At 71.5% G+C, this 7,206-nt stretch carries 11 protein-coding genes; 6 read left to right on the plus strand and 5 right to left on the minus strand.

The window, feature by feature from the left end:
* Window positions 1–324, minus strand: a 324-nt coding sequence (locus tag L0B03_RS11490; protein WP_250445925.1) for a PAS domain-containing protein, incomplete at its 3' end; no start/stop codon positions are given.
* Between the two features lie 4 nt (window positions 325–328).
* Window positions 329–1,162: an alpha/beta fold hydrolase gene (locus L0B03_RS11495; protein ID WP_250445926.1), complete on the minus strand. Its 834-nt coding sequence runs from the start codon at window positions 1,160–1,162 to the stop codon at window positions 329–331.
* Between the two features lie 117 nt (window positions 1,163–1,279).
* Here L0B03_RS11495 and L0B03_RS11500 point away from each other — a divergent pair, with 117 nt between their 5' ends.
* Complete coding sequence (locus L0B03_RS11500) at window positions 1,280–1,633, plus strand: PadR family transcriptional regulator (RefSeq protein ID WP_250445927.1); 354 nt, start codon at window positions 1,280–1,282, stop codon at window positions 1,631–1,633.
* On the plus strand, window positions 1,633–2,517 hold the full coding sequence (locus L0B03_RS11505; RefSeq protein WP_250445928.1) for a hypothetical protein: 885 nt from the start codon (window positions 1,633–1,635) through the stop codon (window positions 2,515–2,517). The genes L0B03_RS11500 and L0B03_RS11505 overlap by 1 nt, the downstream gene beginning before the upstream one ends.
* On the opposite strand, the gene L0B03_RS11510 is transcribed toward L0B03_RS11505, so the two are convergent.
* From L0B03_RS11510 to L0B03_RS11520, 3 genes are read right to left on the minus strand one after another with little or no spacing between them, the layout of a single operon-like run.
* A complete protein-coding gene (locus L0B03_RS11510) occupies window positions 2,478–2,975 on the minus strand; it encodes a hypothetical protein (protein ID WP_250445929.1) in 498 nt (165 codons plus the stop codon). The two genes, L0B03_RS11505 and L0B03_RS11510, sit on opposite strands and share 40 nt — an antisense overlap.
* Before the next feature lie 13 nt (window positions 2,976–2,988).
* The gene (locus L0B03_RS11515; protein ID WP_250445930.1) at window positions 2,989–4,641 is read right to left on the minus strand and encodes an alpha-amylase family protein; all 1,653 of its coding nucleotides are present in this window, start codon (window positions 4,639–4,641) and stop codon (window positions 2,989–2,991) included.
* Between the two features lie 57 nt (window positions 4,642–4,698).
* Window positions 4,699–4,932, minus strand: a complete 234-nt coding sequence (locus L0B03_RS11520) for a LuxR C-terminal-related transcriptional regulator (RefSeq protein ID WP_250445931.1) — start codon at window positions 4,930–4,932, stop codon at window positions 4,699–4,701.
* Window positions 4,933–5,093: 161 nt separating this feature from the next.
* On the opposite strand from L0B03_RS11520, the gene L0B03_RS11525 reads away from it, so the two are divergent.
* From L0B03_RS11525 to L0B03_RS11540, 4 genes are all read left to right on the plus strand, one after another.
* Entirely contained in the window at window positions 5,094–5,939 is an 846-nt protein-coding gene (locus L0B03_RS11525; RefSeq protein WP_250445932.1) for an SDR family NAD(P)-dependent oxidoreductase, read from the plus strand.
* Between the two features lie 64 nt (window positions 5,940–6,003).
* On the plus strand, window positions 6,004–6,348 hold the full coding sequence (locus L0B03_RS11530; RefSeq protein WP_250445933.1) for a helix-turn-helix transcriptional regulator: 345 nt from the start codon (window positions 6,004–6,006) through the stop codon (window positions 6,346–6,348).
* A gap of 8 nt (window positions 6,349–6,356) precedes the next feature.
* Complete coding sequence (locus L0B03_RS11535) at window positions 6,357–6,656, plus strand: hypothetical protein (RefSeq protein ID WP_250445934.1); 300 nt, start codon at window positions 6,357–6,359, stop codon at window positions 6,654–6,656.
* Window positions 6,657–6,764: 108 nt separating this feature from the next.
* A partial coding sequence (locus L0B03_RS11540; protein WP_284501694.1) for a hypothetical protein occupies window positions 6,765–7,206 on the plus strand: 442 nt, incomplete at its 3' end.

The raw sequence follows: 7,206 nt of genomic DNA on the forward strand, positions 1-7,206 counted from the left end.
CGCGGCGCCCGGGCCGCCCGCCAGGCCGGTGCCCTCGTGGCGCGTGGCGGTGAGCAGGACGGCGAGCCGGGAGCCGTCCGGACCCAGCACGTGGCAGCGGAAGCGCTCGACCGCGCCGTGCAGGTGCAGCTGGGCGCTCCAGACCGTCGCGTGCAGCACCCGGTCCCCCACGGGCAGCACCCGTGCCAGGGGGGTGCCGACCAGTGCCTGCGCGGTCCAGCCCGTCCAGTCGAGGAAGGTGCTGTTGGCGCGGACGACGACCCCGCCGTCGTCGAGCAGCAGGTAGCCGCAGGGCGCCCGGTCGAAGAGGTTTTCGTAGTCCATCGGCTCAGACCGTCACGCCGGTGTAGGCGAGGATCGCCGCAGCGGTCTCCTTCGGGGCGCTGACCTGCGGGATGTGTCCGCGAGCGGACAGGTGGACCAGGCTCGAGCCGGCGAGTCGCTCGTGCACGTAGCGGCCCACGTGCGGGGGCGCCAGGGCGTCGTCGGCGCACTGGACCACCAGGGCCGGGGTGGTGACGTCGGCGAGCAGGGCGCGCGCGTCGGTCAGGAAGGTCACGCGGGCGAACCGGCGTGCGATCCCGGGCTCCACCACCGAGAAGCTGGCCGCGAGCTCCTCGCTCAGCGCGGGCTGCTCGGCGTTGCCCATGAGCACCGGCGCCATGGCGGCCGACCACGCCAGGTAGTTGTCCTCGAGGGAGGCGAGCAGCTCGTCGACGTCCTCGCGGGAGAACCCGCCGTCGTACCCGTCCTCGGGATGGTCGACGTAGCTCGGGGAGGGGGCCAGGAGCACCAGGCGGGCGACGCGCTCCGGGGCGAGGACGGCGACCTGCATGGCCATCACGCCGGCGATCGAGTGCCCCACGAGGGTCACGTCCTGCAGCTCGAGCTCGGCGCAGACCTCGAGCACGTCGTGCACGTACCCGCTGACGGTGGAGTACTTGGCGGGGTCGTAGGCCGAGAGGTCCGACCGCCCTGCGCCCACGTGGTCCAGCAGGACGACGCGATGGTGCTCGGCCAGGATCGGGACCACGCGGGACCAGATGCCCTGGTCGCACCCGAACCCGTGCAGCAGGACGAGGACGGGCGCGCCGACGGGACCGTGCACATGCACGTTGTTCCGAGCCGAGGCCGCGCCTCGGGCCGGGTGCTGCACCGCCATGCTCCGCCTCTCCCCCACCGCTCTGACTGAGTCATCGTCATCTGCTGGCGTGACTTGAGTCGGGGGAGGTGATGTCGGGTCTTGGCAGGTCTTGTCACGCAAGATAGCGTGCCGCTCATGACATCGAGCGCGAGCAGCACGGAGTTCCGACGGGGCGTCATCGGGCCCTGCATCCTGGCCCTGCTGGCCACGGGCCCCCGGTACGGCCTGCAGATCGTCAAGGAGCTCGATGCCGTGGGGAACCTGCTCTCCAGCCAGGGAACCGTCTACCCGCTGCTCACCAGGCTCAGCGAGGCGGGACTGGTCTCGAGCCACTGGGACGTCGACGACGGACCCCGGCCTCGGCGCTACTACTCGCTGACCCCCGCGGGGCGCGAGCAGCTCGACACCTTCCGCGAGGACTGGGGTCGGTTCACCGGCGCCGTGGACCACGTCCTGGCCGCGGCTGCCACGACCAAGGAGCCCGTGTGATGGACCACCCCCTCGTCACCGACTACCTCCGCAGGCTCGAGCGGGCGTCCTCGGGCGTGCCGCGGGGCCGACGTCGCGCCCTCCTCGAGGACGTCGGCGAGCACCTCCGCGAGGTCGTCCCAACTGGGGCCTCGGACGAGCAGGCACGACGGGCGATCGAGGACTTCGGGGCGCCTGAGCACCTGGCGGACGAGGCGTTCGGGAGGCGCGAGCCGGACCCGCAGCGCGAGGACGGCGTGGGCGCCAAGCATCCCCTGGCACCGCGCGTGCTCAGCCTTGCCGCCACCGTCGCGCTCCTGGCCGGAGGCGTGCTGGCCACCCACGCCCTCACCCGCGCGAGCGACGACGAACCCGACGTGCACGCCGAGGGCGCCTCGACCGTCAACGCGTCGGACGGGGACGCGGGGACGGCGTCCTTCGTCACCGCCGAACCTCGAGGTGAGCCCCGCACCCAGGAGGGTCGCGCCTACGCCGAGTACCAGGTGGCCATCGCCGACCTGCCTCATCCCCTTCCCCCCGGAGCCGTCTACCCGGCCGGAGTGCCGGAGGGCCTCGACGGAGGCGTGCACGAGGACGCCGTGATGGAGGTGGGCGCTGGCGCGACGACGGCCCACTTCACGTGGTTGTGCGCGTGGGAGGTCGAGTACCTCACAGCCTTCTACGCCGACGACCACCCCCGCGTCCTGGTCGCGGAGGACATGCTGCGCGCCTTCCCCGACGTGGTTCCCCCCAGCTGGACCGATACAGCCACGGTCTGGGCCCCGATGGTCACGGGCCCCCTGGACTTCGCCGACCCCTCGGGGGTCGAGAAGGACGTGCGGGGCACGTGCATGCAGGCCGGGATCTACCCCGTCGAGGTGCGGCCGCCCGAGGACGAGGTCTGATCGGAGGGCTCGTCGAGCGCGGCCCAGGTACGCAGCAGCGGGACGAGCTCGACCGGCGGCATCTCCAGAGCAGGCAGCACCCTCCGCCGGCCTGCGTGGTGCACGACGGCGTGCTTGCTCGACGGGAGGCGACCCGGGACGTTGCCCTCGACGCCGGTCACCTCGGCCCTCAGGATCTCCACCGTGCGGAGGCCGAGAGGAACCAGGAGCCGGTCAGCACTCACGAGCATCGGGCGCCGTGCCGCCCAGAGCTGCACGACGCCCACGAGGGCCAGACCGGCTCCGCAGGCGAGGAGGGCCCACGCGGTCCCGGCCCTCCCGAGCCCCGTCGCCAGGGCGAGGACCTGGAGGGCGACCTGCGCCCCTCCTAGGGTGAGGAAGGCCCAGGCGAGCACGCGGGCGATGGGCGCCTGCCCGATCGCCCGAGCGGCGCCCACCGGGTTCGTCGCACCATCCATGACGCCTCCACGCTCACACCAACCGCTTGGACCCCGAGCGGATCACGCGGATCCACCGGTGATCGTAGCCATCGAGCTGGATCACGAGCCTGCCGTCGTCCTCGAGCTGGTAGGGCCTGTCCTCGAGCATGTCGACCAGACGGGTCGAGGAGTCGACGCCGTTGACCTGGAGGGTCACGGTGCGGCCGTCGGGGGCGAAGTTGTGCAGGCCGATGAGCTGGCGGTCGTCGAGGGTGAGCTGGTGGGCAATGACGCAGGGGTGCTCGGTCTCGAGGATCTCGAGCTCGCCCCAGCCGATCTCAGGGGACTTGCGGTATGCCGAGATCAGGCCGCGGACCATGTGCAGCAGCGAGGTCGTGTCGTGCATCTGGTCCGAGACGTTGACGTGCTCGGGGCCGAACCCGCCCTCGACCACGGGGAAGGGGAGGGCCTCGGGGTCGGCGTCGGAGAACCCGCCGTTCCTCTCCGCGCACCACTGCATCGGGGTGCGCACCGCGGAGCGGCGGGGCAAGGTCTCGTGCTCCCCCATGCCGATCTCCTCGCCGTAGTACAGGACCGGCGACCCGGGCAGGGAGAACATCAGGCTGTAGACCATGCTGATGCGGCGCGGGTCCCCGTCGAGCATCGGGGGCAGACGGCGGGTGATGCCCCGGCCGTGGATGCGCTGGTGCTCCTCGGGGGCGAAGGCCTCGAAGACCTCGTCGCGCTCCCCCTCGCTCAGCTGGTCGAGGGTGAGCTCGTCGTGGTTGCGGACGAAGTTGCCCCACTGGTTGGTCAGAGCCGTCGCGGGCCGCGAGCGCAGGGCCTCGACGAGCGGGGTCGCGTCCTGCCGGGCGAGGGCCAGGTAGAGCTGCTGGTTCCCGACGAAGTCGAACTGCATGGTCAGCTCGTCGCCGTCGTCGTTGCCGAAGAAGTCGACCTGGTCGGCGTAGGGCAGGTTCACCTCGCCGAGCATCACCCCCGAGCCGCTGCGCCGGCCCACGTACCCGCGCAGGGTGCGCAGGTACTCGTGCTCGCGCTGGCCCTCCTCGCTCTGGATGAGGAAGGGCACGGCGTCCACGCGGAAGCCGTCCACCCCCATCTGCAGCCAGAACCCGATGACTTTGGCGATCTCATCGCGCACGGCCGGGTTGGTCGTGTCGAGGTCCGGCTGGTGGCGGTAGAAGGAGTGCTCGTAGTACTTCCCCGCGACCTCGTCGTAGTGCCAGACGCCGTCCTCGACGTCGGGGAACATGTTGGCGCGCTGCTCGGCCGGGGGCTCGTCGCGCCAGTTGTAGAAGTCGCGGTACCGGCTCGTGGGGTCGCTGCGCGAGGCCTGGAACCAGGGGTGCTGGTCCGAGGTGTGGTTCACCACGAGGTCGACGATGAGCCGCATGCCGCGGTCCTTCGCGGTGCGCACCACCTCGACGAAGTCCCCGAGGTGCCCGTAGCGCGGGTCGACGCCGACGTAGTCGGAGATGTCGTACCCGTTGTCCTGCCGCGGGGAGGGGTACATGGGCGCGAGCCACAGGCAGGTGACCCCGAGGTCGGCCAGGTAGTCCAGGCGGTGAGCCAGCCCCTCCAGGTCACCGATGCCGTCGTCGTCCCAGTCCAGGAAGGTCTCGAGGTTGAGGTTGTAGAAGACGGCGGTCTTCCACCACAGGTCGCTGGTGTCGGTGACTCGCACGGGTGGGGGCTCCCCGGATCGGTGGCGTCGGTCCCCCATCGTCCACGCCTTCGGGCCTCACAGCACGTCGGGCACCCGGGCGACGGCCTCCGCGCGGCTCGCGACCCCGAGCTTGCGGTACACGCTGGACACCTGGGACTTCACGGTGTTGCGGCTCACGTAGAGGCTGCGGGCGATGTCCTCGAGGGTCGTCTCCTCGGCGAGGAGCGCGAGCACCACGCGTTCGCGCTCCGTGAGGCGCGCGTCGGTCCTCGGCGTCGGGCGGACCTCGGTCTGCGGCTGCGTGGGCATGGCTCTCCCCTGGGTGGTCGGTGGCGCGGTCAGGGCAGGTTCGGAGCGGACGGGTCGGTGGATGGGTGCGCATCCGCGAGGTCTCGGCGCTCACCCGACGGCGGAATGCCTCGCCGGGCGGCACCGTTCTGGTCGGTACCGCCATCGGACCGAGAGGGATCATGAGCCAGCGCACCATCGTCATCACGGGGGCCAGCGACGGGATCGGCGCCGCCGCCGCCCGCGACCTCGCCGCCGCCGGGGACCGCGTGGTCGTGGTCGGCCGGTCCCCCCAGAAGACCAGGGCCGTGGCGGAGCAGATCGACGCCCCCTTCCACCTGGCCGACTTCGCGGACCTCGAGCAGGTGCAGCGCCTGGCCGAGCAGTTGCGTGAGGCGTACCCGCAGATCGACGTCCTGGTGAACAACGCCGGCGGCATCATGGGCCCGCGCGCCCTGACCACGGATGGCCACGAGAAGACCCTGCAGGTCAACCACCTCGCGCCGTTCCTGCTGACGCACCTGCTGATGGACGTGCTGACCACCTCCTCGGCGACGGTGATCAACACCTCGAGCGTCGCAGCTCGCCTGTTCGGCCGCATCGACGTGGCTGACCTGCACAACGAGCGCGGCTACTCCCCCAACAAGGCCTACGGGGACGGCAAGCTCGCCAACATCCTGTTCACCAAGGAGCTGCAGCGTCGTCACGGGGCCGAGGGCATCTCCACGGCGGCCTTCCACCCCGGCACCGTCGCCACGAACTTCGCCGCCGACTCGACCAGCATCATGCGCTGGGTCTACCGCACGCCGCTGCGCCACCTGGTCCTCACGAGCCCCGAGGCCGGGGCCGACACCCTGCTCTGGCTGGCCCGGGGCGCCCCGGGCACGGACTGGGTGCCGGGCGAGTACTACGAGAAGCGCCGCCCCACCCGGACCAACCCGCAGGCCGACGACGGCGCCCTCGCGGCAGCCCTGTGGGAGGAGAGCGCGCGGCTCGTGGGGCTCACCCCGCAGACCAGCTCGGGCTGACGGCGCGCGGCTGTCGCCGCTGACCCTGCTGGCCATCCACACCTGCGCACATCATGATGCGTGCATGCCTAGTTCACCGCAGGTCGACCGGCTCGTCGAGCGCTACGCCGGGGTCGGCGAGCTGTTCGGGGTGCTGGCCTCGCCCATCCGGGTGGCGATCATCGAGCAGCTCAGCCACGGAGAGCGGCGGGTCAGCGAGCTGGTCGAGACTCTCGAGGTCTCCCAGCCCCTGGTCTCCCAGCACCTGCGCGTGCTGCGTACCTCGCACCTGGTCGTGGGGGTGCGGCGTGGCCGCGAGGTCGCCTACTCGCTGACCGACGAGCACGTGGCCCACATCGTGCGCGACGCCCTGGCCCACGCGAACGAGCACAGCAACCCGGTGTTGCATGCGCACGTGCGCATGCAATGATGGGCGCCATGACGACACTCGAGCACGAGACGCACACCGAGCACACCCACCAGCACGGCACCGACTGCGGGCACGCCGCCGTCCAGCACGAGGGCCACACGGACTTCCTGCACGACGGGCACGCCCACCACGAGCACGAGGGCCACTACGACGAGCACCCCGTCGCCGGGCACGTCGAGGCTGAGGGCCACGACCACGAGCACGGCGAGTCCTGCGGGCACGAGGCAGTCGAGCACGACGGCCACAAGGACTACCTGCACGGCGAGCACCGCCACGCCTCCCACGAGGGCCACTACGACGAGCACTGACCCCGTCGCTCGTCACCCGCTCAGCCCTGGGCCGCCCCCGCGGTAGGGGACGGACGCGGTACTGTCCCGGCGGCCGTCCTCCTGACGGCCACGAACCAGGGAGCGCGCGTGGAGAACACCTCAGGGGCAGAGTTCGCGGTCATCGGGGTGGTGCTCTACCTCCTCTTCATGCTCGCGATCATCGCCTTCGGCATCTACTGCTACATGCGGGTGGCGGGCAAGGCAGGGTTCCCGAGCTGGTACGGGATCCTCGCCCTGGTGCCCATCGCGAACATCGTGGTGCTCATCATGTTCGTGTTCACCGAGTGGCCGATCGAGCGCGAGAACAAGGCGATGCTCGCAGCCTTGCAGGACGACCCGCCGCCCGTCGGCTACGTGGGCGGCCCGGGGCAGACCCCCGGGTACGGCCCTGCTCCCGGGTACGGCCAGCAGGCCCCCGGCCCCTACGGGCAGCCGCAGGGGTACCCGGGCTACGGTCCGCAGGGTGGTCAGCAGCCGCCCGCCCCGGGCTACGGGCCGCAGCAGCCCCCGCCGCCCCAAGTCGGAGGCC

The sequence above is a fragment of the Actinotalea sp. C106 genome (genome assembly GCF_023630195.1).
Lineage (GTDB): Bacteria > Actinomycetota > Actinomycetes > Actinomycetales > Cellulomonadaceae > Actinotalea.

Excerpts from the sequence above, each read along its gene's own strand:
- L0B03_RS11505 (WP_250445928.1), top strand. The coding sequence starts at position 1,633 with ATGGACCACCCCCTCGTCACCGACTACCTCCGCAGGCTCGAGCGGGCG.
- L0B03_RS11495 (WP_250445926.1), bottom strand. The coding sequence starts at position 1,162 with ATGGCGGTGCAGCACCCGGCCCGAGGCGCGGCCTCGGCTCGGAACAAC.
- L0B03_RS11510 (WP_250445929.1), bottom strand. The coding sequence starts at position 2,975 with ATGGATGGTGCGACGAACCCGGTGGGCGCCGCTCGGGCGATCGGGCAG.
- L0B03_RS11530 (WP_250445933.1), top strand. The coding sequence starts at position 6,004 with ATGCCTAGTTCACCGCAGGTCGACCGGCTCGTCGAGCGCTACGCCGGG.
- L0B03_RS11520 (WP_250445931.1), bottom strand. The coding sequence starts at position 4,932 with ATGCCCACGCAGCCGCAGACCGAGGTCCGCCCGACGCCGAGGACCGAC.
- L0B03_RS11525 (WP_250445932.1), top strand. The coding sequence starts at position 5,094 with ATGAGCCAGCGCACCATCGTCATCACGGGGGCCAGCGACGGGATCGGC.
- L0B03_RS11500 (WP_250445927.1), top strand. The coding sequence starts at position 1,280 with ATGACATCGAGCGCGAGCAGCACGGAGTTCCGACGGGGCGTCATCGGG.
- L0B03_RS11535 (WP_250445934.1), top strand. The coding sequence starts at position 6,357 with ATGACGACACTCGAGCACGAGACGCACACCGAGCACACCCACCAGCAC.